This window comes from Streptomyces sp. WM6386, from assembly GCF_000972385.1.
In the GTDB taxonomy this organism is placed as follows: Bacteria; Actinomycetota; Actinomycetes; order Streptomycetales; family Streptomycetaceae; genus Streptomyces.
Genome location: NZ_JXTE01000006.1, coordinates 26,221 through 52,196, shown reverse-complemented (window position 1 = coordinate 52,196; position 25,976 = coordinate 26,221). Strand labels below are relative to the sequence as shown.

General features: G+C 72.0%; 21 protein-coding genes and 1 pseudogene. 9 read left to right on the top strand and 13 right to left on the bottom strand.

Features of this window, described 5'->3' with window-relative positions; translation table 11 throughout:
• Positions 1-122 precede the first annotated feature (122 nt).
• Positions 123-2,741, top strand: a complete 2,619-nt coding sequence (locus TN53_RS49090) for a helix-turn-helix transcriptional regulator (protein WP_046257181.1) — start codon at positions 123-125, stop codon at positions 2,739-2,741.
• A gap of 109 nt (positions 2,742-2,850) precedes the next feature.
• Positions 2,851-4,266: an FAD-binding oxidoreductase gene (locus tag TN53_RS05305; protein ID WP_046257180.1), complete on the top strand. Its 1,416-nt coding sequence runs from the start codon at positions 2,851-2,853 to the stop codon at positions 4,264-4,266.
• Between the two features lie 111 nt (positions 4,267-4,377).
• Here TN53_RS05305 and TN53_RS05300 read toward each other — a convergent pair whose 3' ends face one another.
• Together TN53_RS05300 and TN53_RS05295 are read right to left on the bottom strand one after the other, a co-directional pair.
• Positions 4,378-5,073 (bottom strand): HAD family hydrolase, encoded by a 696-nt coding sequence (locus TN53_RS05300; RefSeq protein ID WP_046257179.1) that lies wholly within the window; start codon positions 5,071-5,073, stop codon positions 4,378-4,380.
• A 13-nt stretch (positions 5,074-5,086) separates the two neighbouring features.
• Positions 5,087-5,563 (bottom strand): Lrp/AsnC family transcriptional regulator, encoded by a 477-nt coding sequence (locus TN53_RS05295; RefSeq protein WP_046257178.1) that lies wholly within the window; start codon positions 5,561-5,563, stop codon positions 5,087-5,089.
• Positions 5,564-5,774: 211 nt separating this feature from the next.
• Between TN53_RS05295 and TN53_RS05290 the strand changes: the two genes are divergently transcribed.
• Together TN53_RS05290 and TN53_RS05285 are read left to right on the top strand one after the other, a co-directional pair.
• Complete coding sequence (locus tag TN53_RS05290; RefSeq protein ID WP_046257177.1) at positions 5,775-7,268, top strand: FUSC family protein; 1,494 nt, start codon at positions 5,775-5,777, stop codon at positions 7,266-7,268.
• Between the two features lie 168 nt (positions 7,269-7,436).
• Positions 7,437-8,462 (top strand): lactonase family protein, encoded by a 1,026-nt coding sequence (locus tag TN53_RS05285; protein ID WP_046257176.1) that lies wholly within the window; start codon positions 7,437-7,439, stop codon positions 8,460-8,462.
• Positions 8,463-8,551: 89 nt separating this feature from the next.
• Here TN53_RS05285 and TN53_RS05280 read toward each other — a convergent pair whose 3' ends face one another.
• The 4 genes from TN53_RS05280 to TN53_RS05265 all read right to left on the bottom strand — a co-directional run bounded on the left by TN53_RS05280 (position 8,552) and on the right by TN53_RS05265 (position 12,434).
• A complete protein-coding gene (locus tag TN53_RS05280) occupies positions 8,552-9,472 on the bottom strand; it encodes a sirohydrochlorin chelatase (RefSeq protein WP_095046303.1) in 921 nt (306 codons plus the stop codon).
• 119 nt (positions 9,473-9,591) lie between these two features.
• Positions 9,592-10,578 (bottom strand): N-acetylglucosamine kinase, encoded by a 987-nt coding sequence (locus tag TN53_RS05275; RefSeq protein ID WP_046257300.1) that lies wholly within the window; start codon positions 10,576-10,578, stop codon positions 9,592-9,594.
• 20 nt (positions 10,579-10,598) lie between these two features.
• Positions 10,599-11,276 carry a uracil-DNA glycosylase gene (locus tag TN53_RS05270; RefSeq protein ID WP_046257174.1) on the bottom strand — a complete coding sequence of 226 codons (678 nt, stop codon included), beginning with the start codon at positions 11,274-11,276 and terminating at the stop codon, positions 10,599-10,601.
• A 72-nt stretch (positions 11,277-11,348) separates the two neighbouring features.
• On the bottom strand, positions 11,349-12,434 hold the full coding sequence (locus tag TN53_RS05265; RefSeq protein WP_046257299.1) for a WD40/YVTN/BNR-like repeat-containing protein: 1,086 nt from the start codon (positions 12,432-12,434) through the stop codon (positions 11,349-11,351).
• Between the two features lie 283 nt (positions 12,435-12,717).
• On the opposite strand from TN53_RS05265, the gene TN53_RS05260 reads away from it, so the two are divergent.
• Positions 12,718-13,317: a hypothetical protein gene (locus tag TN53_RS05260; protein ID WP_046257173.1), complete on the top strand. Its 600-nt coding sequence runs from the start codon at positions 12,718-12,720 to the stop codon at positions 13,315-13,317.
• An 11-nt stretch (positions 13,318-13,328) separates the two neighbouring features.
• Here TN53_RS05260 and TN53_RS05255 read toward each other — a convergent pair whose 3' ends face one another.
• Positions 13,329-15,332, bottom strand: coding sequence for a hypothetical protein (locus TN53_RS05255; protein ID WP_046257298.1), 2,004 nt, complete (start codon positions 15,330-15,332; stop codon positions 13,329-13,331).
• 123 nt (positions 15,333-15,455) lie between these two features.
• Positions 15,456-17,111, bottom strand: a complete 1,656-nt coding sequence (locus TN53_RS05250) for a DNA alkylation response protein (protein ID WP_046257172.1) — start codon at positions 17,109-17,111, stop codon at positions 15,456-15,458.
• Between the two features lie 65 nt (positions 17,112-17,176).
• Here TN53_RS05250 and TN53_RS05245 point away from each other — a divergent pair, with 65 nt between their 5' ends.
• The gene (locus TN53_RS05245) at positions 17,177-17,908 is read left to right on the top strand and encodes a PaaX family transcriptional regulator C-terminal domain-containing protein (protein ID WP_046257297.1); all 732 of its coding nucleotides are present in this window, start codon (positions 17,177-17,179) and stop codon (positions 17,906-17,908) included.
• 63 nt (positions 17,909-17,971) lie between these two features.
• On the opposite strand, the gene TN53_RS05240 is transcribed toward TN53_RS05245, so the two are convergent.
• Together TN53_RS05240 and TN53_RS05235 are read right to left on the bottom strand one after the other, a co-directional pair.
• The gene (locus TN53_RS05240) at positions 17,972-18,775 is read right to left on the bottom strand and encodes a pectate lyase (protein WP_046257171.1); all 804 of its coding nucleotides are present in this window, start codon (positions 18,773-18,775) and stop codon (positions 17,972-17,974) included.
• A gap of 33 nt (positions 18,776-18,808) precedes the next feature.
• A pseudogene (locus TN53_RS05235) lies at positions 18,809-19,060 on the bottom strand (pectate lyase); the annotation flags it as partial.
• 294 nt (positions 19,061-19,354) lie between these two features.
• On the opposite strand from TN53_RS05235, the gene TN53_RS05230 reads away from it, so the two are divergent.
• Positions 19,355-20,707 carry a PHB depolymerase family esterase gene (locus TN53_RS05230; RefSeq protein ID WP_095046301.1) on the top strand — a complete coding sequence of 451 codons (1,353 nt, stop codon included), beginning with the start codon at positions 19,355-19,357 and terminating at the stop codon, positions 20,705-20,707.
• Positions 20,708-21,012: 305 nt separating this feature from the next.
• Here the strand turns inward: TN53_RS05230 and TN53_RS05225 are convergent, their stop codons facing one another.
• Positions 21,013-22,092, bottom strand: a complete 1,080-nt coding sequence (locus TN53_RS05225; protein WP_046257168.1) for an NADH:flavin oxidoreductase/NADH oxidase — start codon at positions 22,090-22,092, stop codon at positions 21,013-21,015.
• Between the two features lie 120 nt (positions 22,093-22,212).
• On the opposite strand from TN53_RS05225, the gene TN53_RS05220 reads away from it, so the two are divergent.
• Positions 22,213-22,566, top strand: coding sequence for an ArsR/SmtB family transcription factor (locus tag TN53_RS05220; RefSeq protein ID WP_046257167.1), 354 nt, complete (start codon positions 22,213-22,215; stop codon positions 22,564-22,566).
• On the opposite strand, the gene TN53_RS05215 is transcribed toward TN53_RS05220, so the two are convergent.
• Positions 22,486-23,874 carry a nucleobase:cation symporter-2 family protein gene (locus TN53_RS05215; protein ID WP_046257296.1) on the bottom strand — a complete coding sequence of 463 codons (1,389 nt, stop codon included), beginning with the start codon at positions 23,872-23,874 and terminating at the stop codon, positions 22,486-22,488. The two genes, TN53_RS05220 and TN53_RS05215, sit on opposite strands and share 81 nt — an antisense overlap.
• Before the next feature lie 88 nt (positions 23,875-23,962).
• Entirely contained in the window at positions 23,963-25,306 is a 1,344-nt protein-coding gene (locus TN53_RS05210) for an FAD-dependent oxidoreductase (RefSeq protein ID WP_046257166.1), read from the bottom strand.
• A gap of 199 nt (positions 25,307-25,505) precedes the next feature.
• Here TN53_RS05210 and TN53_RS05205 point away from each other — a divergent pair, with 199 nt between their 5' ends.
• A complete protein-coding gene (locus TN53_RS05205; protein ID WP_046257165.1) occupies positions 25,506-25,967 on the top strand; it encodes a DUF6214 family protein in 462 nt (153 codons plus the stop codon).
• The last annotated feature ends 9 nt before the right edge of the window (positions 25,968-25,976 follow it).

Genomic DNA, 25,976 nt, shown 5'->3' with positions numbered 1-25,976 from the left:
GTCTGGAGCGATCAGTTCCGGCCGTTCGGTCAAGAAGTCACTGCTCGCCGGTCACCAGGTCGTGGCGGGCGGAAGGCGCGGAGGCGGGGTCCGTCCGGTGCCGCGGTGGCAGAATCTGGCGCGTGGATCGGTGGCTCCTCGAACGCGAGCCCGAACTGACGCGACTGGCCGCGGCCGCACGAGAGGCTTCGGACGGCGCCGGTTCGGTGGCGCTCGTCTTCGGCGAGGCGGGAATCGGCAAGTCGAGTCTGGTGAAGGCGATGCCGGAGCGGCTGCCCGAGCGGGCACGCGTCCTGGTCGGACAGTGCGACGACCTCGCCACCCGGCGCCCTCTCGGCCCGTTCCGCGACCTCGTCGGCAGCGTCGGCGCCGACCTGGCACGGGCCGTCATGGAGGGCGGCGACCGGCACCGCGTCTATGAGGCCCTGCACGGCGAACTCGCCGGCACCCCGCACCCGGCGGTCCTCGTGGTCGAGGACGTCCACTGGGCCGACGAGGCCTCGCTGGACGCCCTGCGCTTCCTGGTCCGGCGCATGGAACAGCTCCCCGCCCTGCTCGTCCTCACCTACCGCGACGACGAGTTGAGCCGCGACCACCCCCTGCGCCATCTCCTCGGCCAGGTCTCCCGTACCTCCCGGGTGCACCGGCTGCCCCTCGCCCGGCTGTCCCTCGACGCGGTCCGCACACTGAGCGCCTCCCGGCGCCTCGACGCCGCCCAGGTGTACGAGGTGACCTCGGGCAACCCGTTCTTCGTCGCCGAGATCATGGCCGCCGGCGGCACCGGGGGAGTGCCCCCGACCGTCGTTGACGCCGTCCTCGCCCGGCTGCGCGGACTGGACGCGGCCACGCTGGACGCGCTGGAGCAACTCGCCGTCGTCCCCTCGGCCGTCGAACGCCCGCTGGTGGACGCGCTGCTGGCCGACGGTGTGGCCGTACTCGCGGAGGCCGAGCAGCGCGGACTGCTCGCCGTGGCGCCCGAGCGCGTGGCGTTCCGGCACGAGCTGATCCGGCGCGCCGTCGCCGACTCCCTGCCCGCCGCCCGCCGTATCGAACTCAACCGCAACGTCCTGGCCGCACTCGTCGCCCGGCCCGGCTCCGACGCCGCCCGCATCGTCCACCACGCCGACCACGCCGGCGATCAGGACGCCATCGCCCGCTACGGCCCTGACGCGGCCAAGGACGCGGCCGGCGCCGGCGCCCACCGCGAGGCCGCCGCCCAACTCCGCCTCGTACTGCGCCAACGCCATCGCTACACCCCGGCCGAACTCGCCGACCTGCTGGAACGCCATGCCGTGGAGAGCTACACCATCGCCGACTCGGCCACCGCCGTCACCGCCCAGCGTGAGGCCGTCGCCCTGCGCCGCTCCCTCGGCGACACCCTCGCCCTCGGCGCCGACCTGCGCTGGCTGTCCCGCATCCACTGGTGGGCCGGGGACGCCGACCAGGCCCAGGAGGCCGCCCGGGAGGCCGTCACCGTGCTGGAACACGCCGGCGACGACCGCCTCCTCGCACTCGCCGTCAGCAACACCGCCCAACTGCGCATGTTGTCCGACCGCTACGCCGAAGCCGTGGAACACGGCGAACGCGCCATCGCCCTGGCCCGCAAGGCGGGCGACGCGGCGATCCTGTCCCACGCCCTCAACAACGTCGGCTGCGCCCGCTGGCGCGGTGGGGACCCCGCCGGGCGGTGGCAGCTGGAGGAGAGCCTCGACGTCGCGCTCGTCGCCGGCGAGGTCGAACACGCCTGCCGGTCCTACGCCAACCTGATCTGGACCCTCCTCGACACCCTCCGGTACGACGAGGCCGACACGTTCCTGGCCCCGGCGATGGACCTCGCCGACCGTGCCGAACACCTCGGTTTCCTCAATTACCTCCACGTCGAACTGGCCATACGGCGGCTCGCCGCCGCCGACTGGGACGACGCCGAGAGGCACGCCGAGTACGGCATGCACGACTTCGTGCCCGCCCGCTGCCCCGCGCTCACCGTGCTCGCCCGGGTCCGCACCCGCTGCGGCCGGCCCGGCGCCGGCGAACTCCTCGCCGAGGCCTGGCAGATCGCCGTACGGACCGGGGAACTGCAACGCACCGGGCCGGTGGCCGCGGGCCTCGCGGAGGCGGCGTGGCTGCGCGGCGACCTCGCCGCGGTCGTCGCGGCAGCGGGACCCGTCCACGCCCAGGCCGACCGCCTGCCCGGCATCCCGTACCGCGCCGAGCTCGGCTACTGGCTCACCAAGGCAGGGCACCGCGTGTCACTGGAGGACTCGGACCATCCTTACGCGCTCCAGGCCCGCGGTCAGTGGCGGACGGCCGCCACCCTCTGGGAGGCGGCGGGCTGCCCCTACGAACACGCCGTCGCCCTTGCGGAGAGCCCCGACCCCGCCGACAAACTCACCGCGCTCGCCGCCCTGGACGCCCTGGGCGCCGAGCCACGGGCCCGTCTGCTCCGCACCGAACTGCGGCACCTCGGCGTCCGCCACATCCCGCGCGGCCCCCTGACCGAGACCCGTGAGAACCCCGCCGGCCTGACCCGGCGCCAGCTCCAGGTCATGCGGCTGCTCACGGAAGGCCTGACCAACGCCGAGATCGCGGCCCGGCTCGTCGTGTCGGTACGTACGGTCGACAACCATGTACGCGCTGTGCTCGACAAACTTGGCGCGCCCACCCGACGTCATGCCGCCGACCGCGCCGCGCGGCTCGGGCTGCTGCCGGAACGTGAAGCTTCGCTTCCCGGCGAAACGTAGGTACCCGTCGGCCCCGAGCTGGGTGACGGCCACGGATGTCCGCTGTGTTGCGACGCGAGTAGAATATTCGAATTGGCATGATTCACCCGATTTCTGAACGGGGGACCGCATGACCAGCACGATCGCCCAGGCGGCACGCACGGAACTGACCGGATTCACCGGGGAGTTGATCGGCCCCGACGACGCGGCCTACGAAGAGGCCCGGACCGTCTACAACGCCATGATCGACCGGCGCCCCGCACTCATCGCCCGCTGCGCCGACGCGGACGCCGTCGCCGGCGTCATCGCCTTCGCCCGCGCACACGACCTGCCCCTCGCCGTCCGGGGCGGCGGCCACCACGGCGCCGGTCTCGGCACCGTCGACGACGGGGTGGTCCTCGACCTGTCACCCCTGAAGGAGGTCCGGGTCGACCCCGACGCCCACACCGTACGGGTCGGCGGCGGATGCGTCTGGGGCGAGGTCGACCGCGCCACCAACGCGCACGGTCTCGCCACCCCCAGCGGCATCATCTCCACCACCGGCGTCGGCGGCATCACCACCGGCGGCGGGCTCGGCCATCTCACCCGCAAGTGCGGGCTGACCATCGACAACCTGCTGGAGGCCGAAGTCGTCCTCGCCGACGGCCGCAAAGTACAGGCCAGCGGCTCCGAGAACAGCGACCTGTTCTGGGCGATCCGCGGCGGCGGCGGAAACTTCGGTGTCGCGACGTCCTTCCTGTTCCGGCTCCACGAGATCAGCACCGTCGTCGCCGGACCGACCTTCTGGGCCGTCGAGGACAGCGCCGAAGTCCTCGCCGCCTACCGGGACTTCCTGCCGAACGCGCCCCGCGAGCTCAACGGCTTCTTCCTGCACGGCACCGTGCCGCCGGCCCCGCCGTTCCCCGAGGAGATCCAGCTCCGCAAGACCGCGGGCGTGGTGTGGTGCTACACCGGCGCCGACCCCGAGGCGGCCGCTCGCGAGATGGCCCCGCTCCTGGACGCCCTGCCCCAGCCGCTGCTGCACGCCCCCATGCCCATGCAACACCCCGACATCCAGTCCGCGTTCGACGGGCTCTACCCGCCCGGCCACCAGTGGTACTGGCGCGCCGACTTCGTCGAGAACATCCCGGACGACGCCGTCGAACTGCACGCCAAGTTCGGCGCCGAGGTCCCCACCATGCAGTCGACCATGCACCTCTACCCGATCGACGGCGCCGCCCACGACGTCGGCCAGGACGAGACACCCTGGGCCTACCGCCACGCCCGCTGGGCATCGGTCTACGCCGGAGTCGACCCCGACCCGGCCAACGCCGAGCTGATCAAGCGGTGGACGGTCGACTACTTCGACGCGCTGCACCCGTACTCGGCGGGCGGGGCCTACGTGAACATGATGATGGACGAGGGCCAGGAACGCGTCCGGGCCAGCTACAAGGGCAACTACGCCCGGCTGGCCCGCATCAAGGCCGACCGCGACCCGGACAACGTCTTCCGTCTCAACCAGAACATCCAGCCGGCGCCGAAGCCCTCGCACGAGGCGCGGCCGTAGCGCCTCACCAGGTATCGACGAACGGGCGGTGCCCCGGCCGCGGGGCGGGGCACCCCTGCGTCGACCTCCGGACGGCACCCTCCAGCCCAGGAACCGCGCCATGACGTTGGATCAGGAGGATGCGGCCGAGCGCACGAGCCAGTCGTACGCGGACCGCGCCGTGAACTCCGCCTGACCGCCACGCAGCAGCAGACTCGCGGTGGTGAACTCCGGGGCGTCGGCCTGCGCGGCGACGTACGGGATCGCGATGCAGCGCATCCCGGCCGCGTGTGCGGCGGCGGCACCCGGGGCCGCGTCCTCCAGGACCACACAGTGCGCCGGGTCCGCGCCCAGCCGGCGGGCCGCCTCCAGGAAGACGTCCGGGGCGGGCTTGCCGTGCTGGACCTCGTCGGCGGAGACGACGGTACGCAGCCAGGCGCCGAGGCCGGTCCCCTGGAGGATCGCGTCGATGGCTTGCGGTGACGAGCCCGAGGCCACGGCCATCGGAACGCCCTCGGAGGCCAGCAGCTCCACGAACTTGCGCATCTCGGGGTAGGCGGGAGTGTTCGCGCGGGCCAGCTCCAGATAGCGGCGGTTCTTGGCGGCGAACAGTTCCTCGACGGAGGCGTCCAGGTCGTACTCCCGCTTCCAGAGCCCGACCGTCTCCAGGGTGCTGATGCCGACGTACCGCTCGTGCTCGGCCCAGGTGAAGTCCGGTACGCCGTGCTCGGCGAGGAGCTGGCGGCCCGCCTCGTAATAGTTCGGCTCGCTGTCCACGATCGTTCCGTCGAGATCGAAGATGACCGAGAGGGCGCCGAGGTTGCTCATGGTGTTCAGGATGTCAGGTACGGACGGAGCGGCCGATCGACTCCACCAGCGGCAGCAGCCGGTGCGGCACCCGCTCGCGCAGCGCCACCTCCGTACGGGTGCGGACCACGCCCGGCAGGCTGATCACCTTCTGGATCACGTCCTCGAGATGCGCGTTGTCCCGGGCCACGACCCGCGTCAGCAGGTCTCCGCCGCCCGCGATCGAGAAGGCCTCCACGATCTCCGGTACGGAGGCCAGCGCGTCGCCCACGTCGTCGAGCCGGCCCTGGGTGACCTCGATGTGCACGAAGGCCAGCACCGGGTGGCCGAGGGCCGCGGGGGAGAGGGCCGGACCCGTGCCGGTGATCACACCGTCGCGCTCCAGGCGGTCGAGGCGGGCCTGGAGCGTGCCGCGGGCGACGCCGAGGACACGGGCGTACTCGCGCACGCTCGTGCGGGGCTGTTCCAGGAGCAGCCGCAGGATGCGGGTGTCGAGCTCGTCCACTGCCATGGTGCGCGGCCTCTCCTCGTCCGTGGTCCGTTGGCCCGCTGATGGACGGACAGGGACCGTTTCCGCTGTACCAATGGTTCAGCGTATTCGATGCCACTTGAGCCAGTCGTGGCAGTGATGCTGCAATGAGCCTGTCGATGGCGCTGCGGACCCCGCGGCGCCTTTTTCATGCCGGGATTCAGGCCGGGATTTCAGTTGGGGGCGGGCAGCAGTGCTGAAGAGGGTGTTCATGGCCCCGGACCCGGGACGCGTACGGCTGCGCTTCGCCGCGCGGGCCGTCCTCGGCATCGGGCTCGCCGTCGTCGTCTGCGGCCTCGCCGGACACTCCCTCGTCGGCGCGGTCACCGGCGGGCTCGCCGCCCTGCTCGCCCTGTTCACCGTCACCGACGCCACGGTCCGCGGGCAGGCGGTGACCACCGCGCTGCTGCCCGTCGTCGGACTTCCCGTGCTGGCCGCCGCGGCCGAGCTGCACGACCATCCCGTCGCCCGTGACCTCACCTTCCTCGCCGTGATCGGCGCGGGCGTGTACGCGCGCCGCTGGGGCCCGCGCGGGCACAGCCTCGGCGTGTTCGGGTTCATGACCTTCTTCGTGGCGCAGTTCCTGCGAGCGACCCCGGACCGGCTGCCCGAGCTGTACACGGCCGTCCTGCTGTCCGTGCTGATCGCCGCCATGGTCCGCTTCGGCGTGTGGTGCTACGAGCGCCGACTGCCCCCGGCCCCCGTGCCCGCCCCGCCCGCCGGCACCGGCTTCGCCCGAGTGACCACCCGCCAGGCGGTCCAGGCGACCGCCGGCGCGGCCTTCGCGCTCGTCGTGGGCCAGCTGGTGTCCCCGGAGCGCTGGTACTGGGCCGTCGGCGCGACCTGGTGGGTCTTCGTCAACACCACCTCGCGCGGGGAGACCCTCGTACGCGGCTTCCGGCGGGTCCTCGGCACGGTGATCGGCCTCGGCCTCGGCCTGCTCGTCGCCGTTCCGGTGGCGGGGTCGGCGGTGCCCTCGGCCGTGCTTCTCGCCGTGTGTGTCTTCGGGATCTTCTACACGGCCGCGGTGTCGTACACGTGGATGATGCTCTGCGTCACCGTCCTCGCCGAGCTCCTCTACGGCGTCCTGGGCCTGCTCACCCCCGGTCTCCTCGCCCTGCGCCTGACGGAGACCGGAATCGGGGCGCTCGGCGCGATGCTCGCCGTGCTGTTCGTGCTGCCGGTCAGCACCCACACCACCACCGACGCCTGGATCCAGCGCGCCCTGCGCTGCGTCCACGCCTGCACCGCCGAGGCCGCCGCCCGCCTGCGCGACGTGGCGGGCGCCGACCCGGCCCCGCGCGTGGCCGAACTGGAGCAACTGCTGGGCCGGGTACGGCTCTCCGTCGCACCGCTGGTGCATCCGCTCAACCCGATGTTCGGCCGCAAGCGGCGCGCCCGCCGGGTGCTCGCCCTGCTGGACGACTGCGCCCGTGAGGTCCGCGGTCTGGTCGCCGTCGCCGCCGACCCCGAGGCCTCGCACGACGCCCGACTGGCCGCCGCCTGCTGGCGGGTGGAGGCCGCGGTGGAGGCGCTCACCGGTGGACGGAGCGAAGACGTGGCGTGGGTGGACGATCCGCCCGCCGCGGAGCCCGCGCTGGCCCATCTCCACGGCCTGGAACGGGCCCTCGCCGAGCTGGCCACGCCGCTGCGGACACCGTCCGGGTCGCCGTTGGTCGGTGCCTGACCTCCTGCCGAGTCCCTGGCCCGCGCCCGCGGCGAGAGCGTCACCGCTTCCGTCGCGGATCCGTGAAAGTCGCGGAAAGTCGACGAGATCGTCCCCCATTTGGTCTAGACCGTTGGTGATCCACTGCTACGGTCGCCCCGAACGGCACAGGACCGAGAGGGGACAGCGGTGGCAGAACGGCAGCGGAGGGCCTTCATCGGGTCGTTCACGGCGGCCGGGGGCCCCGGCATCGTGACGGCGGCAGTGGACCCGGACAGTGGCGCCCTGACGCCCCTGAGCAGCGTGGACCGCGTACCCGACCCCTCGTATCTGGCCCTGGCGCCCGACGGGGGCACGCTCTACGCGGTCAGCGAGACCGCCGACGGCGCGGTGGCCGCGTACCGGGTCACCGGCGACAAGCTCGAGCCGGCGGGCGCACGGGTGCGGGTCGGCGGCGACGGCCCCACCCACCTGGGCCTGTACGACGGCCATGTCCTGACCGCCAACTACGGCTCCGGCAGCGTCACGGCCGTGCCCGTCCGCCCCGACGGCACCCTCGCGTCCGCCGCCTCCGGTGTGCTGCGGCACACCGGCTCGGGCCCGCACGCCCGCCGCCAGCAGGGCCCGCACGCCCACCACGTCCAGGCCGACCCCAGCGGGCGGTGGGCCGTCAGCATCGACCTCGGCACGGACTCGGCGCGGGTGTGCACGCTGACCGGCGGCAGCCCGGTCCTCCATCGCGAGATCGCCCTGCGCCCCGGCTCCGGGCCCCGCCACCTGGCCTTCCACCCGGACGGCACCTACGCCTACGTGCTCAACGAACTCGCCCCGACCGTCACCGTCTGCCGCTGGAACGCCGCCGAGGGCCTCCTGGAGCCCCTCACGGAGGCCCAGGTGCTGCCCGGCGCCCCGGCCGGCGACGCCTACCCGTCGGGCATCGTCGCCGCACCCGACGGCCGCTTCGTATGGACCGCCACCCGCGGCGAGGACGTCCTGTCCACGTTCGCCGTCGAGGGAGAGCGACTGCGGCTCATCGGGACCGTGCCCTGCGGGGGCCACTGGCCACGGGCGCTCGCCGAGTCCGACGGCTTCCTCTACGTCGCGAACGAACGCTCCGGGGACGTGACCTGGTTCGCGGTCGACCCGGACACGGGGCTGCCGCGACGGAGCGGGTCCACCGAACTGCCCGCGGCGTCCTGCGTGGTCCTCGGCTGAGCCCCACCGCACTTCTCGGCAACGCCGAAGGGCCCGCTCCCGCGCCGGGAGGGGCCCTTCGGCATTTCTTACGGTGGTGAGGCGCGACGTCAGCGCGTCGGCGCGCCCTGCGGCTGCTGCGGCGCGATGCCCAGCGCCGTCGTGTACTTGGCCAGGGCCAGCTTGCCGATCGCCGGGTAGGGGCCGAGCGCCTCGGCGGCGGCACAGCCCGCCTCCTTGGCCGCCTCCTCGATCAGACCCGGGTCGATCTCCGGCCCTATCAGGTACGGCGCCAGCGCCAGGTTCTGCGAGCCGGAGCCGCGCAGCTGGTCGGCCACCGAGGCGATCGAGCCCTCCTGGTCGAGCGCGGCGGCCATCACCGGCACGGCGAGGCGCGCGGCGAGCAGCATGCCGGTGATCCCGGCCGCCTGCACCGCCTCGTCACCACCCACGGAGGCCAGGATGATGCCGTCCGCGGCGGTCGCCACGGTGAACAGCCGGGCCCGGTCGGCGCGGGCCAGACCGGCCTCCGACAGACGCACGTGCAGCGCCTCGGCGAGCAGCGGGTGCGGGCCGAGCACATCGGTCAGGTCGGCCGCGACACGGCTGTCCATGACGGCCTGGCGGACGACCCGTAGCAGCGCGCTGTCCGGACCGGCCAGCAGCGGCACGACGACGGCGACGGGGCCCTCGGGCTCCTTGACGTCCACACCGGCGGCCCTGGCCTGCTCGTAGCGTGCGGCGCGCTCCTGGGCGGTGTGCGTGAGCACCGACTGGAGCGTGGGGAACTCCGCGTCGTCCCCGTCGAGGTAACCGATCCGCGCGTCCAGGCCGGGGAGCTCGGAACGGGCGATGCTCACGACCTCTTCGGCGAGGCTGCGCGTGGCGGCGCTGGGCGTTCCCGGCACCGCGAGAACAAGCGCGGGCGCGCCCTCGGGAGCCGCCAGCGGCTCGGGACGGCGGTGCCGTCCGGGCTGGCGGGGGCGCGGCATTCGTACTGGCAGGCCGGCGGGCCCAGTGGGGGAGCTCATGGCGCCGCATGTTACTGGCTTACTGGGCTTCCCTGTTCGGGGAGGGTGCAGGTGAGCGGTATCCGTCCGGTTTTGTCTGATGAGTTACGTACGGATCGGAAGCGACGGCCGTGTCTGGATCACTCGCTCGATCCGGTCACCACATACAGCATCGCCCTGTCACTCGGCAGAGTGAGCGCCCCGGTCATGAGGTCGATCGCGATCCGCACGGACCCGTGCAACGGATCTCCGGCCGGCGGCACCCGGCGTGCGTGGGGCAGCCGTCTCGCCAATTCCTCCTCCAGGGGTACGAGAAGCGGGGCGCCGATCTTGAACAGGCCACCGGTGAGGGCGACATCGGGCGTTCCCTCGGCGGGGCAGACGGCGGCCGCGGACTCGGCCATGTGCCGGGCGGCGGTACGCAGGATGTCCGCGGCGACGGGGTCGTCCGGGGCGCAGGCGGCGACCTGGGGAACGAAGGAGGCGAGGACGGCCGGACGGTCCGGGCGCGGATAGAGCCGCCCGGGCAGCCCCTGCATCGCCCCGAACAACTCCTCGGCGCGGGCCAGCAGTCCGGTCGATCCCCCCGGCCGCCCGTCGTAGGCACGCAGCGCGGCCTCCAGGCCGGCCCGTCCGATCCAGGCACCGCTGCCGCAGTCCCCGAGGAGATGGCCCCAGCCGTCCGCACGGCGCCACCGCGTCAGATCCGTCCCGATGGCGATCAGACCGGTGCCGGCGGCGACGACGGCACCGGGTGCCGACCCGAGGGCGCCCGCGTAGGCGGTGACGGCGTCGGCGACGAGAGCGACCTGCCCGACTCCGAACTCCCGCGCCAGAGCGTCCGGGAGCTCGGCGCGCAGGGCCTCACCGAGGGTGCTGAGACCGGCGGCGCCGACGACGGCGGTGCGCAGCCGGGCGACACCCGTCTGGGCGGTCAACGTCCGCACCACCGGCACCAGTTGTTCCATCAGATGGGCCGGGTCGATGCCCCGCGCCCCGGTGCGCACCGGTTCCCGGGACTCCCGCTGCGCCAACGCCCCGCGCTTCACCGTCCCTACGACGGTCCGCAGCCCGGAGCCACCCGAGTCGACGGCGAGAAATCCGGGGTCGTCGACGGGGAGAGCCACGGGGGAGGCCCCCGCCCCGGTCACGGCAGGCGCCAGTCCACCGGCTCTCCGCCCTGTCCGACCAGCAGTTCGTTGGCCCGGCTGAACGGCCGGGAGCCGAAGAAGCCGCGGTCGGCCGACATGGGGGAGGGGTGGGCGGACTCCACGGACGGGAGGTTGCCGAGGAGTGGGCGGAGGTTGCGGGCGTCACGGCCCCACAGGATGGACACCAGCGGCTTGCCGCGCGCGGCCAGCGCCCGTATCGCCTGTTCGGTGACCTCCTCCCAGCCCTTGCCGCGGTGCGCGGCCGGCTTGCTCGGGGCCGTGGTGAGCGCCCTGTTGAGGAGCAGCACGCCCTGCTGGGTCCACGGCGTCAGATCGCCGTTGGACGGCTGGGGCAGGCCCAGGTCCGTGTTCAGCTCCCGGTAGATGTTGATCAGGCTGCCGGGCAGCGGCCGCACCTGCGGCCCGACCGAGAAGCTCAGCCCCACCGCGTGTCCCGGTGTCGGATAGGGATCCTGTCCGACGATCAGGACGCGGACGTCGTCGAAGGGCTGCTGGAAGGCCCGTAGGACGTTCGGCCCGGCCGGGAGATAGGTGCGTCCCGCGGCGATCTCGGTCCGCAGGAAGTCGCCCATCTCGGCGACGCGCCCGGCGACGGGTTCGAGGGCCTTCGCCCAGCCCGGTTCGACGATTTCATGCAAGGGTCGTGGAGCCACGGCGTCACCCTACTGCCGTACGGACAGCGGTGATCAACCGGTGGCCAAAGCCCGACCGTCCCCCCACATGGCTCATCCGACCACCGCGGCCCGCACACACAGCACGTCCGGCAGATGCGAGGCGAGCTGCTGCCAGTTGTCGCCGTCGTCGGCCGATGCGAACACCTCGCCGTTGCGGTTGCCGAAGTACACGCCCGCCGGGTCCGCGCCGTCGGTGCACAGCGCGTCCCGCAGCACCGTGCCGTAGTGGTCCTCCTGCGGCAGCCCCGCCGAGAGCGGCTCCCAGCTCTTGCCCGCGTCCGACGTGCGGAAGACCCGGCAGCGGTGGTCGGCCGGGACCCGGTCCGCGTCGGCGTTGATCGGGAACACATACGCCGTGTCGCCGCGGTGCGGATGGGCTGCCGCCGCGAAACCGAACGTGGACGGAAGCCCCTCGCCGATGTCCGTCCAGTGCGCGCCCGCGTCGTCGCTGCGGTACACGCCCCAGTGGTTCTGCAGATACAGCCGGTCCGGGGTCGCCGCGTCCTGGGTGACCTTGTGCACGCACTGGCCGAACTCGGGGTTCGGATCGGGCAGGAACACCGCGGACACACCGGAGTTGGAAGGTGCCCAGCTCGCGCCGCCGTCGGTCGTCCTGAACACTCCGGCCGTCGAGACGGCGACCGTCACGGCCTGCGGGTCCCGCTTGTCGGTCAGGACCGTGTGCAGCCCCTCACCGCCGCCGCCCGGTACCCACTTGGACCGCGTGGGGTGCTCCCACAGCGGGCGGACCAGGTCGAAGGTCTCGCCGCGGTCCTCGGAGCGGTACAGCGCGGCCGGTTCCGTGCCCGCGTACACCACGTCCGGCTCCGCGGCCGCCGGGTGCAGCTGCCAGACCCGCTCCAGCGAAGCCCCGGTGTCCTGGGGGAACTTGACGGCCGGCCGGGCCGGCTCGATCCAGCTGTGCCCCAGATCGTCGGAGTGGAACACGGACGGACCCCAGTGCGCGCTGTCGCCGCCGGCCAGCAGCCGTGGTCGCTCGCTGCGGATGTCGATCGCGACCGAGTACACGGCCTGTGCGTTGAAGTAGGGACTCTCGTCGAACTCCCAGGTCCCACCCCGCCTGCGCCCGATGAACAGGCCCTTGCGGGTGCCCACGGCGAGCAGTACCTCGGTCATGCCGATCACCTCCGTGACGTCGTTGTCCCAGATATCGGCCAGTCTGCACCCCGGCACTGACAGTCACCCCCGCAATCCGTTCCGCCGCAGGTCAGGGGCGAGTCAGAGGCGGGGATGGTAACCGCTTGCGGGGAGCTGTGGGCCGCTTTGCGCAACTCGCGGCCCCGAGGGTGTGACCCGTGCGACGGTCATACCGGAGGCCGGTCCCTGAGCACCGAGGAGCCGTCCCCCGTATGGAAAGGCGGTCCGGCAGGTTCGCGCGTTCTTGAGGAGGAAGCCTTCGATGGCGTTCCGTGGTTCGAAGGTGTGGTCATGGCGCTGGCGGCGCAATCCGCTCAAGCGCCGCGCCGACAAGGTGGAGGCCTGGGTCGTGCTCGGGGCCTGGCTGCTCACGGCCCTCACCGGGGTGCTCGCCGGTATGGGCGCCACCCGCTCGGTCGAGCACAGCCTGGCCCGCGAGCGCGTCGAGTGGCGGCAGGTCGAGGCAGAGCTCGTGGAGGAGGCCCCCGGGACGTTCGCCGGGCAGACCGGAACGGCGAGCAGCGACCAGGTGTGGGCGAAGGTGCGCTGGGCGGCGACGGACGGCTCGTCCCACACCGGCCAGGTCCGGGTGCGCCCCGGCAGTCCCTCGGGCACCACGGTCGGCGTATGGACGGACCGGGAGGGCCGGCTGGTCACCCGTCCCGCCACCGCCTCCCAGGCCGCCCTGCGCGCCTCCCTGATCGGCGGCCTGGTCGGCGCGAGCGCCGCCTTCGTGCCCTTCGTCGCCGGCCGTATGCTGCGCGGCCGCCTGGAATGCCGCCGCATCGACCAGTGGGACACCGAGTGGGAGCGGTTCGGGCCGATGTGGAGCGGGCGGCGGGCCGAGGGCGGCTCGTGGTGAGGAGGCCGCGTCTACGCGTCCCTCAACGTCTCCCGGCACACGTCCAGCAAGCGCTCGTCGGTGAAGACGTCGTGCATTCCGTATCCCTCGGGCGCCGTGTGCCGTCGCGGGGCGGCCAGTTCGGCCCGGAGCAGGTCGTGCAGTGCGACTCCTTCCGGGCCCATGGCCGCGACGCACTCGGCGATGGGGACGCGGGTGTGCACGTTCTGGGCCCACGCGTCGCGCAGCGCCGGAAGGGCAGGCTCCGCATCTCCCGCGATCCGCCACAGCGCGCACGCCACCGACTTGCGCTCCCACGGGTGAGACGCTCCGATCCGCCGCCGCAGCCCGTCGACCGCGGGCTCGGCCGCCGGTCCCATCCGGGCCAGTACGTCGGCCGCGGCCCAGAGCTGACCGGGGCCCTCGCCCTCCAACGCCCTGAGGAGAACAGGCAGGACAAGCTCGGCATCGCCCTCGATCGCCCACAGTGCATCCGCCGCCGCGACCGCGCTCCTGCCCGCCAACAGCCCCCGGACCACCGGTATCGCCTCGTGCGCTGCGGCCCCGAACGACCCGAGCGTCAGCAACCCTTCTTCCGCCAAGGTGTCCCTCGATCGGTGATCCTCCGGCGTCCCGAGCAGCAGCCGCAGCACCAGCGGAACGCTTTCCCGGTCGTCGAGTTCCCTCAGCGCCATCAGCAGCGGGCCGGCACGGTCGTAGACGTCCGACGCGTCGAAGGGGACGCTCGCCAGCCTTTCCCGCAGCGCGGGCGCGAGCGGAGCCGCGGCCGGTCCCAGGTGCCGGACGACCCGGCCCAGCTCGTCGGGGACGTCCGACCCCGCGAGCACCTCGCCCAGGACCGGCACCGCTCGTGGATCCCCGCACCTGGCCAGGGCCTTGAGCGGCCCGCCCAACCACGAGGGGCTGCGCTCGAAGGGCTGCACCCACAGATCGGGGCGGCGCGTCACCAGCGCGGCAAGGTCGTCGGCGGCGGGCACGGCCAGTTCGAACAGGCCCTCCAGGACGGACGTCGCGGCCTCGAGCAACCGGCCCTCCCCGGTGCTCAGTTGCGCCCCGATCAGTGCGACGGGTTCGGTGTAGTCGCCGCGCCACTCGCCGATCAGCCCCATCGACATCCACACGGCGTTGCACCGGTCGGTCGACTCCGGGCTGGTCAACTGCCCGTTGAGCAGGGCGATCCGGTCGTCCACCCGGTCGCCCAGCGCGGTGTGCAGGGTGCGCAGCAGCTGAGATCCCTCCTCGTCCGAGGGGCGCAGCCGCCGCAACCGGCCGACCAGCGTGTCCGTGTCCGGACGATCGGGTTCGCACGGCGCTAGGGGCCGGTGCCCGGACCGCTCCCGGAGCAGCCCGACGACCGTGGGCACCAGGTCGGCCGGTAGCCGGTCGGGAGCACAGCCCGCGAGCTGCCCGAGCGCGGCCAGCCGCAGCCCGGGGCCGAACGGCGGTGCGCTCTGGGCCTCCAGGAGGCCGACGGCCTCCGCCGCGTGCCCGGGGTGGTGGCGGGCGAGGAACCCGAGCCCCTCGGCCAGCGCGAGCAGCACCCGGTCGTCCCGCTCCACCGTGATCCGCTCCCGCAACAGGCCCAACACATGGGCCGGATCGTCGAGGAACCGCACGACGGCTCCCGCGGCCGCTCCGCGCACGGCGGCGTCGGCGTCCCCGGTCAGCCGCTCGAAGACCTCGGCACCTGACCGCACGGCCGTCCTGGCCATGGCGTACGCGTCGTCCTCGGGCACTTCGCCGTCCCCGCCGATGCTGACCAGGAGCTCCACGATCTCGCCCCGCTCCGGCACCTCCGCCCGCGTGACGAGCGCGAAGAGGAACGGCACACAGGCGAGTGTCGAGTCGTACACGTCTCCCTGGTGGTGCACGGCTCCGTACATCCCGTCGAGCGCGATCTCCCGTTCGGCGGCGTCCGCGGAGGCCAGTCCCCTCAGCAGGCCGGGCACGTCCTCCGCACTGCCGTACGCATGTCGCATCGAAGCCCAGTCGACCTCGTCGATCCCCGTGAACACGCTGTCCTCCCCCATGCGAAACGCCAACTGATCGGAGTCTGCACCATGGCACTGACAACGAAGCGGAATCGCGGGGTGACTGTCTGCCAACGGCCCTACCGTGGCCGGTCGTTGCTCCCTCGGTCAGTTTCCCCCGGGCAGCGCGCGGCCCAGGATCGCGCCCAGGTCGGCCGTGTCGGGAAGCGTGCCGAACGCGTGCCCCCAGTCACCGCCGAGCCGGGTCGCGCAGAAGGCGTCGGCGACCGGGGCCGGGGCGTGGCGGACCAGCAGGGAGGCCTGAAGGGTCAGCGCCATCTGCTCCACCAGCCGTCGGGCGCCGGTCTCGGACGCCGAGGCCATCAGCCCCCGCAACCGGGTGACGGCCGCGTCCAGGCGGGCGTCCGCCCCCTGCGCCAGGGCGAGTTCGGCGAACAGGGCGTCCGCCGTGCCGGGTTCCTTCACCAACGCCCGCAGCACATCGAGGGCGTTGACGTTCCCCGAGCCCTCCCAGATCGACAGCAGGGGAGCCTCGCGGTAGTGGCGCGGCATGCCCGAGTCCTCCACATAGCCGTTGCCGCCCAGACACTCCAGGGCCTCCGCGGTGAAGGCCGGACCCCGCTTGGTGACCCAGTACTTGCCCACAGCTGTCGCGATGCGCCGGAAGGCCTGCTCGCCCTCGTCGCCGCGCACCGCCCGGTCGGCCGCCCCGGCCAGCCGTAGCGTGAGCGTCGTCGCGGCCTCGGACTCCAGGGCCAGATCGGCGAGCACGTTGCGCATCAGCGGCTGGTCGGCCAGCCGGGCACCGAACGCGCTGCGATGGCGTGCGTGGTGGCCCGCCTCGACGAGCGTCTTGCGCATCAGCGTCGCCGACATCATCACGCAGTCCAGACGCGTGCAGTTGACCATGTCGATGATCGTCCTGACGCCCCGCCCCTCGGGCCCGACCAGCCAGGCGACGGTCCCCTCGAACTCGGGCTCGGAGGAGGCGTTGGACCGGTTGCCCAGCTTGTCCTTGAGCCGCTGGATGCGGAACGTGTTCCGGCTGCCGTCGGGCAGGACGCGCGGCACCAGGAAGCACGACAGCGCCCCTTTTTCCCTGTGAGGGGATGCCTGTGCCAGCACAAGGAAGACATCGCACATCGGCGCCGACGTGAACCACTTGTGCCCGCGCAGCGTGTACACGCCGGACTCGGCGGTGGGGGTGGCCGTCGTGCTGTTCGTGCGGACGTCGGAGCCGCCCTGCTTCTCGGTCATCCCCATGCCCGCAAGCAGACCGCGCTTCTCGGTCGGCACCCGCAGGACCGGGTCGTACTCCCGGGCGGTCAGCAGCGGTTCGTAGATCTTCGCGAGCTCCGGCTGGTGCCGCAGGGCCGGGACGGCGGCGTACGTCATCGAGGTCGGACAGCCGTGCCCGGCGTCGGTGTGTCCCCAGGCCAGCCCGCCCGCGGTACGGGCGACATGGGCGCCCGGCCGGCCGTCCGCCCAGGGCGCCCCGGCCTGCCCCTCGGTGACCGCGACCCGCATCAGGTGGTGCCAGCTCGGATGGAACTCGACCTCGTCGACGCGATGCCCGTACCGGTCGTGCGTGCGCAGCACGGGCTCGTGGCGGTTGGCGAGCTCGGCCCACTCCTGGGCCTCCGCGCTCCCGGCCAGCCGCCCGAGCCGCCGTGTGTCCTCCTCGGCCCAGCCGGCGCCCTCGCGGCGCAGCCCTTCCAGGAGGGCGGTGTCCTCGGACGCGTCGTACGGGGCCAGGGGAGGGGGCTGATTGGTGACGTCGTGCGTCGCGCTCGTGGAGTCCATGGATCGAGTGTTGCACTCTCGCTGCGGTCGCAGCAATTGTGCAACACGACATACAGTACGTGACCATGCGGACGAACATCACGGTGCGGCCCGACGGGCTGGAACTGCGCCCGCTCTCCGCTCGCTCGGTCGTGCTGAGCCTGCTGCTGGGGGTGCATCCGCCCGAACTGCCGGTGAAGGAGCTCGTACGCCGCGTGGAGCCCTTCGGCGTCGGTGGCTCCACCGCGCGGGCCGCGCTCAGCCGGATGGTCGCGGCCGGTGACCTGCGGCGCACGGACACCGTGTACCGGCTCAGCGACCGACTGCTGGAGCGTCAGCGGCGCCAGGACGACGCCGTGCATCCACGCACGCGCGCGTGGAGCGGCGACTGGGAGATGTTCGTGATCACCGCGACGGGACGCGGCCCTGCCGAACGGGCCGACCTGCGCACCCGGCTGACCGCGCTACGGCTCGCCGAACTCCGCGAGGGTGTCTGGCTGCGCCCCGCCAACCTGCGCCGCTCGCCGCCGGACGACCTCGCGCAGGTGTCCGAGCGGTGCACCGCCCGCCCGGACCGCCCCGCGGGCGAACTGGCCGCCGCCCTCTGGCCGCTCGACGCCTGGGCGGCCACCGGCCGGGCCCTGCTCGCCCACGCGGCACACGCGGATCGCCCCGCGGAGCTCTTCACCGCCTTCGCGGCGGTCGTACGACACCTGCTCGCCGATCCCGTCCTGCCCGACGAACTCCTGCCCGACGGCTGGCCGGGGGAGGCCCTGCGTGCCGCGTACGCGAACTACCGCCGGGAGCTGGGCACATGATGTGGCGGCCGTGCGAAGCGCCGTGCGGGGGCGCTTCGTACGGCCGCCTTCACCGTGGGGGGACTACTTGTAGGTGATGTCCGAGGTCGCGTACTTGCAGTAGGTGCCGTCGGGGTTGGTGCCGTTGGTGGTCGGCTCCTTGCCCGAGTTGTTGCCGATGTACTTCTGGCACGGGATGATCTTCTTGCTGCTGTCACCGACGATCGTGATGCCCCGCAGGGTCGCGCTGTCGCCGTAGTTGGTGTTGATGCCGACGAGCTTGCTGCCCTTGTAGGTCGCCTCAATGGTGTTGAGGTTGATCGTCCGCTTGTACTGCGTGGAGCAGTTGCCGCAGGAGCGGACGAAGGTGCCGAAGTTCTTCACGGCGAAGTTGGAGACGTTGAGCGTCCCGGCGCCGTTGAACTGGAACACCTTGTCGCTGGCTTCCTTCGCGCCGCCACCGGAGATGGTGTAGACGTTCGACGACGAGGAGCCGCGGAAGGTCGCCGCGTCCTCGCCGACGTCCTCCCACCAGACGTTCTGCAGCGTGCAGCTGCCCGAGCAGTGGATGCCGTCCGCGGCGGGGGCGCCGATGATGACGTTCTTCAGGACGGTGCCGGCCGCCAGCTCCAGGATCGGGCCCTGGTCCTCGTCCTGGTTGTCACTGCCCAGGGCGCCCGAACCGTACAGGCGCTTCATCCCGTAGTCCTTGGTGCCCGACAGCTGGATGGTCGAGGAGACGGCCTGGCTGCCGTTCGCCGTCGGCCATGTCGCGGCGCTCGCCGTCGGCGCACCCAATGTCGTGATCATGACAGACGAGAGGCCGAGGGCGGCCAGCGCGCCGGTCAGTGCGCGCCTGCGGGCGCGCGGTAGTGCTGGTGAAGTCATGTCCCGATGCCTTCTTCCAGTTGGGGGGGGTTGTCAGAGCTTTCCGGCGCCCGCGCCGGACGTCACCGAGGCGACGACCGTTGATGCGGACTCCGCGGTGTAGCTGCAGGGCGGCGCGGTGAACGTGCCGGCCCGGGAGATCTCGGTGGCGGCCCCGCCGAGATCCTTGCCGCGCAGATTCGCGTAACCGTCCACGTCACGGCTGCGGTTCGTGGGCACAGCGACTCCCGTGTTGCGCAGGACGTTGTTCTCCACGAGCATCTGGGCGCCCATGCGCGAGTAGACGTTGCCGAACGGGTTGTGGTGGCACGCGAGTACGCATGTGGGGTGCGTCCCTTCGGGCGGGCTACTCGAACATATACATGAATACTGTTCGCTACTCTGAACAATGGTGTGCGGACATTGTGACCTTCAGGGCTTCTCGTTCAGCCCGTTGGTCACGCTGCTGAACGGAACGTAGGGGGCAAGCGCTTTCTAGTCAACGCTTTGCGCACAACGGATTGAGTCGGCAACAGGGTGCGTGGGAGCGCTTCCATGACGGCCATGTGCATGTCACCATGCCTGTTGCTCCCCTCAGCGATGCCCCCACGAGCCGCCATCACGAAGGGACCCACCGTGTCCGCCACTGCCGGCACCCTCGCGAGGAGACCGCTGCGCGCGGTCCTTGTCGCGCTTCACGCACTGCTGGTGGCGTTACTCGCCGCCGCCTTCCTCGCCGCCCCGCAGGCCTCCGCCCGCGAGGAGGCCGCCCCGACCGCGACGCTCACCGAGATCACGAACTTCGGTACGAACCCCAGCAACCTGCAGATGTACCTGTACGTCCCGGAGAGCGTCACCGAGAACCCGGCGATCGTGGTCGCGGTCCACTACTGCACCGGTTCCGGCCCGGCGATGTACTCGGGCACCGAGTACGCCTCGCTCGCCGACCAGTACGGATTCATCGTCGTCTACCCGTCGGTCACCCGCTCCAGCAAGTGCTTCGACGTCGCCTCGCCCCAGGCGCTGCGGCGCGGCGGAGGCAGCGACCCGGTCGGCATCAAGTCCATGGTCGACTGGACGGTCGACTCCTACGACGCCGACACCAGCCGGATCTTCGCCACCGGCATCTCCTCCGGCGCGATGATGACCAACGTCCTGCTCGGCGACTACCCCGACGTGTTCGCCGCGGGTGCCGCCTTCTCGGGCGTGCCGTTCGGCTGCTTCGCCACCACCGACGGCTCCGAGTGGAACAGCGCCTGCGCCCAGGGCACCGTGACCCACACCGCACAGGAGTGGGGCGACATCGCCCGCGCCGCCTACCCCGGTTACACGGGGCCCCGGCCGCGCATGCAGGTGTGGCACGGCACCGAGGACGACGTACTGCGCTATCCCAACTTCGGCGAGGAGATCAAGCAGTGGACGAACGTCCGCGGCGTCGGTCAGACCCCGGCGGCCACGGACACGCCCCAGTCCGGCTGGACCCGCACCCGCTACGGCGGCACCGGTGACCAGGCCCCGGTGGAGGCCATCAGCCTCCAGGGCGTCGGCCACAACCTGTACGCCTGGGGCATGGCTGCCCGAGTCCTCACGTTCTTCGGTCTCGACAGCGACGGCCCCGCACCGCAGCCCCCGGCCGGCCCCTGCAAGGCGACCGTGACCACCAACGCCTGGAACACCGGGCTCACCGCCTCGGTGACGATCACCAACACCGGCACGACCACGCTCAACGGCTGGCAGCTCGGCTTCACCCTGCCCGCCGGCCAGACCATCACCAACGGCTGGAACGCCACCTACGCGCCGAGCTCCGGCGCGGTGACGGCGACGAACGCCTCGTACAACGCGACGCTCGCCCCGAACGCGAGCGTCAGCATCGGCTACCAGGCGACGCATACCGGCAACAGCGCGGCGCCGGGCGCGTTCACCCTCAACGGAACGGCCTGCACGACCGGTTGACGACCCCAGGGGCGGCCGGAACTCTCCGGCCGCCCTTCGGCGGTTCAGTACGGCAGCAGGCGCCCCGAAGGTGTCCTGCGGTCGATCTTCTCGTCCCGGGGTGCTGCGGGGCGGCGGCTGACGCGGATGCGGATCTGGCGGTTCATGGCGCCCTCCTCACGTTCGATGCGGCCAGCCTTGTCGTCGGGAGCCCCCGGCGCATCGTGCCTATGGAGACATCGACCCCGACCTTCCGGGAGTACGTGCCGGGGGCGCCGTACTCCGGAGGGAGGACCAGGGCCCTGCCCCGCCGCCCCGCGCGAGGCTCAGGCCGAGCGGTGGTACTGGTCCGGCACCCGCACGTCCCCGCCCAGCTCCCGCGCCGCGTGCCGCGCCCACGACGGGTCGCGCAGCAGCTCACGGCCCAGCAGTACCGCGTCCGCCTCGCCGTTGACCAGGATCTTCTCGGCCTGCTCGGGCTCGGTGATCATGCCGACCGCGGCCACCGGCAGCGAGGTCTCCGCCTTCACCCGGGCGGCGAAGGGGACCTGGTAGCCGGGGCCGGTCGGGATGCGGACGCGTGAGGCGTTGCCGCCGGTGGAGACGTCGAGGAGGTCGATGCCATGGGCCTGGAGGTCGGCGGCGAAGCGGACCGTGTCGTCCGCCGTCCAGCCGCCCTCCTCCAGCCAGTCGGTCGCCGAGATACGGAAGAACAGCGGCTTGTCGTCCGGCCACACCTCCCGCACGGCGTCCACGACCTGGAGGGCGAAGCGGGTGCGGTTCTCGTACGAGCCGCCGTAGGTGTCCGTGCGGTGATTCGAGTGCGGGGAGAGGAAGTTGCTGATCAGATAGCCGTGGGCACCATGGATCTCGGCGACTTCGAAACCCGCGGCGAGGGCGCGACGGGCCGCGTCCGCGAACTGGCCGACGACCTCCTGGATCTGAGTGACCGTCAACTCGGTCGGAACCGAGTGCCGTTCGTCGAAGGCGAGGGGGCTCGGTCCCAGCGGCTGCCATCCGTCCCCGTCCGTGCCGAGCGGCGCGCCGCCCTTCCAGGGCCGGTCCGTGGCCGCCTTGCGGCCGGCGTGTGCGAGCTGGATGCCCGGCACCGTGCCCTGGGACACCAGGAAACGGGTGATCCGGCGGAACGCCTCGACCTGGGTGTCGTTCCAGATCCCGAGGTCGTACGGCGAGATCCGGCCCTCGGGGCTCACCCCCGTCGCCTCGACGATGATCAGTCCCGTGCCGCCGGTCGCGCGCGCCGCGTAGTGCGCGAAGTGCCAGTCGTTGGGCGCCCCGGTCTCCGGGCCCTCGGGCGCCGCGGAGTACTGGCACATCGGCGGCATCCACACCCGGTTGGGGATCGTCAGATCGCGCAGGGTGTAGGGCTCGAAGAGGGCACTCACGGCGGGCTCCAATCGTCACGGGACCGAGTGGTCGGCTCGTACGATAGGCATCGTAGTACGTAGAGTGTCAAACTACGAGAGGTCTCGTACAATGGGCTCCCCGCAGAGTCTGGAGCCACCGTGACCTCTCCCACCCTCAGCAGCCGCGATCTTCCGCACCCGGCGCGCGAGGAGATCCGGCTGGAGCCGATTCTGCACGCGCTCTCCGACCCGATGCGGCTCCAGATCGTGCGGGAGCTCGCCGCCGTGGGCGACGAGCTCTCCTGTTCGCAGTTCGAGCTGCCGGTCACCAAGTCCACGACCACACACCACTTCCGGGTGCTGCGCGAGGCCGGGGTGATCCGGCAGGTCTACCGGGGCACGGCCAAGATGAACGGTCTGCGCAAGGACGACCTAGACGACCTCTTCCCGGGACTTCTCGACAGTCTCCTCGGCGCCGCCTCCCGTCAGGCCGGCCGCCTCGGGAGCGACTGAACCGGCCTTCGAGGGAAGGTGGTTGAACAGCAGGTTGAGCACGATCGCCGTCAGGCAGCCCGCGCTGATGCCGCTGTTCATCACCGTCTGGAACCAGTCCGGGAACTTCTCGTAGACCGTCGGCACCCCGACCGGCAGCATGCCGACGGCCACCGAGACGGCCACCACCGTCAGGTTGTTGTTGCCCTTGAAGTCGACCTGCGTGAGCGTCCTCAGTCCGCTCGCCGCGACGGTCCCGAACATCACCAGGCCCGCACCGCCGAGCACCGGTGCCGGTACGGCGGCCACGACCGCGCCCAGCTTGGGCAGCAGGCCGAGCAGGACGAGGATGCCGCCCGCCGCGGCGACCACCCAGCGGCTGCGGACCCGGGTCATGCCGACGAGGCCGACGTTCTGCGCGTACGCCGTGTACGGGAAGGTGTTGAAGACGCCGCCGAGGACGGTGGACAGGCCGTCGGCGCGCAGACCGTCCGCGAGCGAGCGGGGCTCGACCTTGCGGTCCGTCATCTCACCGACCGCGATCAGGTCACCGGTCGTCTCGGTCATCGTCACGAGCGCCACGACCAGCATCGAGACGATCGCCGAGAACTCGAAGGTGGGCGCACCGAAGTGGAACGGCGTGCTGATGCCGAGCCAGTCCGCGTCGCCGACCCCGCCGAAGTCCGTGAACCCGAACGGAACCGCGACCGCGAGCCCGACCACGATGCCGGTCAGGACGGCGATCCGGCTCAGGAAGGCCGGCGCGAAGCGTTGCACGGCGAGAACGACGACGAGGACGAACCCGGCGAGCCCGAGGTTCTTCGGCTCGCCGAAGTCGGCCGAACCGACGCCGCCGGCCGCCCAGTTGCCCGCGACCGGGAGCAGCGACAGTCCGATGATCAGGATCACGGTGCCCGTGACCAGCGGCGGGAAGAAGCGCAGCAGCTTCCCGAAGACCGGCGCCAGCAGCATGATCGCGAGTCCCGCGACGATCACCGAGCCGTAGATCGCGGGCAGTCCGCCCCCGGTGGTGCCGATCAGCACCATGGGCGACACGGCGGCGAACGTACAGCCCTGCATGATCGGCAGGCGCACGCCGAAGCGCCAGAACCCGATGCACTGGATGAGCGTCGCTATGCCGCACACCAGGAGGTCGGCGGTGATGAGGTACGCGAGGTCGGCGGCCGACAGTTTCATCGCGCTGCCGACGATCAGGGGGACGGCCACGGCTCCGGCGTACATCGCGAGGACGTGCTGGAGGCCGAAGGCGGCCAGTTGGCGTACGGGTGGGACTTCGTCGACGGGGTGCACGGGAGCGGTTGTCGTCATGAGCGAGACCGTAGGCTCCTTGAACAGTTTGTTGATTTCCGAGCTGTTGCCGCTGTGTGTCATGCCCACCCGGACGCATTCCACTCTGCTACGAGGTGCTCCTCCGCGCCGCGGCCAGCAACGATTCCCAGTCCGGCAGCTTGACCACACTCCGCCCGAGCGAGACCCCCAGCTCCGCCTCCGCGCGCTCGATCGCGCACCAGCCCGCCCACTCCACCGGCTCGACCCCGTCCGCGCGCAGCGCCGCCAGTGGATCGCCGGGCACCTCTTTGCGTACGAGCGTCCCCGCGTCCTCGATCAACGACGTCACCGTCTCCTTCGAACACGGCCGATTCGTGCCGATGACTCCCGTCGGGCCCCGCTTGATCCAGCCGGCCACGTACTCGCCCGGTGCGACGGCCCCCTCGCGCAGCACGCGCCCGGCAAGGTGCGGCACCGTCCCGGTCGCGGGGTCGAAGGGCAGCCCCTCCAGCGGCACCCCGCGATAACCCACCGACCGCAGCACCAGTTGCGCCGCGATGTCCTCGTATTGGCCCGTCCCCGTCACCCCGCCCCGCCCGTCCGGCACCGTCCGTTCGAAGCGCACCGCGGCCACCCGTCCTGTCTCGGCGAGGAGTTCGACGGGGCGCAGGAAGAAGCGCATACGGATCCGGCGCCCGGCGGACCGCCCGGGAGCGGTGGCCCAGCCGCGCAGCACCTCCACATTGCGGCGCGGTGCGGCGGGCAGCGCGGAGGGGTCGAGATACGCCGGGTCCAGCGCCAACTCCTCCGGGTCCACCGTCACTTCGGTGTCCGGCAGACCGCCCAGCTCACGCAGCTCCTTGGTGGTGAAGCGAGCCTGGGAGGGGCCTCGTCGGCCCACCATGTGGATCTCGGTCACCCGGCTCGCGGCCAGCGCGGAGAGCGCCGCCTGAGGCATGTCCGTGGGGCTCAGGTCCGCGGCACCCCGGGCCAGCATCCGCGCCACGTCGACCGCGACGTTCCCCACGCCGATGACCACGGCCGAGCGGGCGTCGCGGACGAATCCGTCGTCGACGGCGTCCGGATGGGCGCTGTACCAGGACACGAACTCGGTCGCCGACCAGCTGCCCGGCAGGTCCTCACCGGGAACGCCCAGATGGCGGTCGGTGGCGGCCCCCACGCAGTACACGACCGCGTGGTACAGCTCGCGCAGCCGGGCGGCGGGCACCCCGCCCTCGCCCACCCGCACCCCGCCGAGGAAGCGCACCCGCTCGTGCTCCAGGACCGTGCGCAGATTGTTCTGGAGGGACTTGATCTTCTCGTGGTCCGGCGCCACCCCGTAGCGCACCAGGCCGTACGGGCACGGCAGCCGGTCCAGGACGTCGACACGGACCGACGCGTCCAGCTGGACGAGACTCTGGGCGGTGTAGCACCCGCTCGGCCCGGAGCCGACGACGGCGACACGAAGCACGGCGGTACTCCTTACCCGGGGGATCAGAGGAGATCGCTGATGTCTCCAGCATCGCACCGTCGCTGCTGCGCTGACAGGGTGCTGTACGAGTCCGGGGACGCGTGTCCGTTGGTATGGAAAGTGATCATGCGGTTACGTTGCGTGTGTGCTAGAAGCATCGTTTCTTAATCTTTCTGATCGTTGTCCGACGGACGGCGCGGTGTCCGTGTGGCCCGCGTGGGAAGTGCAGGAGGGCGAGGCCGCGACCGTCTGGTTCAACGTCCGGCTGGCGTTCACCGACGGTGCCCGGGTCGACGCGCTCGCCGTCGTGGCCGAGGGGCAGGTCTCGATCGAGGACGTCCGGGCCCGGCCGGCACTCTCCCTGGACGACCTCGCGATCTTCGCCGACTGGATCGAGGGCCCGCTCTTCGAGGCGTGCGGTGCCGGACCGGCGGAAGGGGACGACGAGCCGACCGGCTCGCGGCGGGCCCGGCCGGCCTGGCCGCGTGGCGTCGAGGGCCGTTGGCTGCTCGCCCAGGAGTACCGGGCGGCCCAGGAGGACGGCGTCGACCCGGTGCTCGCGGTGATGTGCGCGACCGGGCACAGCCGCCGCAAGTCGCTCAGGATGATCGCGCAGGCACGCGACGCCGGATATCTGACGCCGCGTCACGCCCGCCGCTGAGTACGGTTG

Coding starts and splice junctions, on each gene's coding strand:
- TN53_RS05305 (WP_046257180.1), top strand. CDS start 2,851: ATGACCAGCACGATCGCCCAGGCGGCACGCACGGAACTGACCGGATTC.
- TN53_RS05300 (WP_046257179.1), bottom strand. CDS start 5,073: ATGAGCAACCTCGGCGCCCTCTCGGTCATCTTCGATCTCGACGGAACG.
- TN53_RS05295 (WP_046257178.1), bottom strand. CDS start 5,563: ATGGCAGTGGACGAGCTCGACACCCGCATCCTGCGGCTGCTCCTGGAA.
- TN53_RS05280 (WP_095046303.1), bottom strand. CDS start 9,472: ATGAGCTCCCCCACTGGGCCCGCCGGCCTGCCAGTACGAATGCCGCGC.
- TN53_RS05265 (WP_046257299.1), bottom strand. CDS start 12,434: ATGACCGAGGTACTGCTCGCCGTGGGCACCCGCAAGGGCCTGTTCATC.
- TN53_RS05260 (WP_046257173.1), top strand. CDS start 12,718: ATGGCGTTCCGTGGTTCGAAGGTGTGGTCATGGCGCTGGCGGCGCAAT.
- TN53_RS05250 (WP_046257172.1), bottom strand. CDS start 17,111: ATGGACTCCACGAGCGCGACGCACGACGTCACCAATCAGCCCCCTCCC.
- TN53_RS05245 (WP_046257297.1), top strand. CDS start 17,177: ATGCGGACGAACATCACGGTGCGGCCCGACGGGCTGGAACTGCGCCCG.
- TN53_RS05240 (WP_046257171.1), bottom strand. CDS start 18,775: ATGACTTCACCAGCACTACCGCGCGCCCGCAGGCGCGCACTGACCGGC.
- TN53_RS05230 (WP_095046301.1), top strand. CDS start 19,355: ATGCCCCCACGAGCCGCCATCACGAAGGGACCCACCGTGTCCGCCACT.
- TN53_RS05215 (WP_046257296.1), bottom strand. CDS start 23,874: ATGACGACAACCGCTCCCGTGCACCCCGTCGACGAAGTCCCACCCGTA.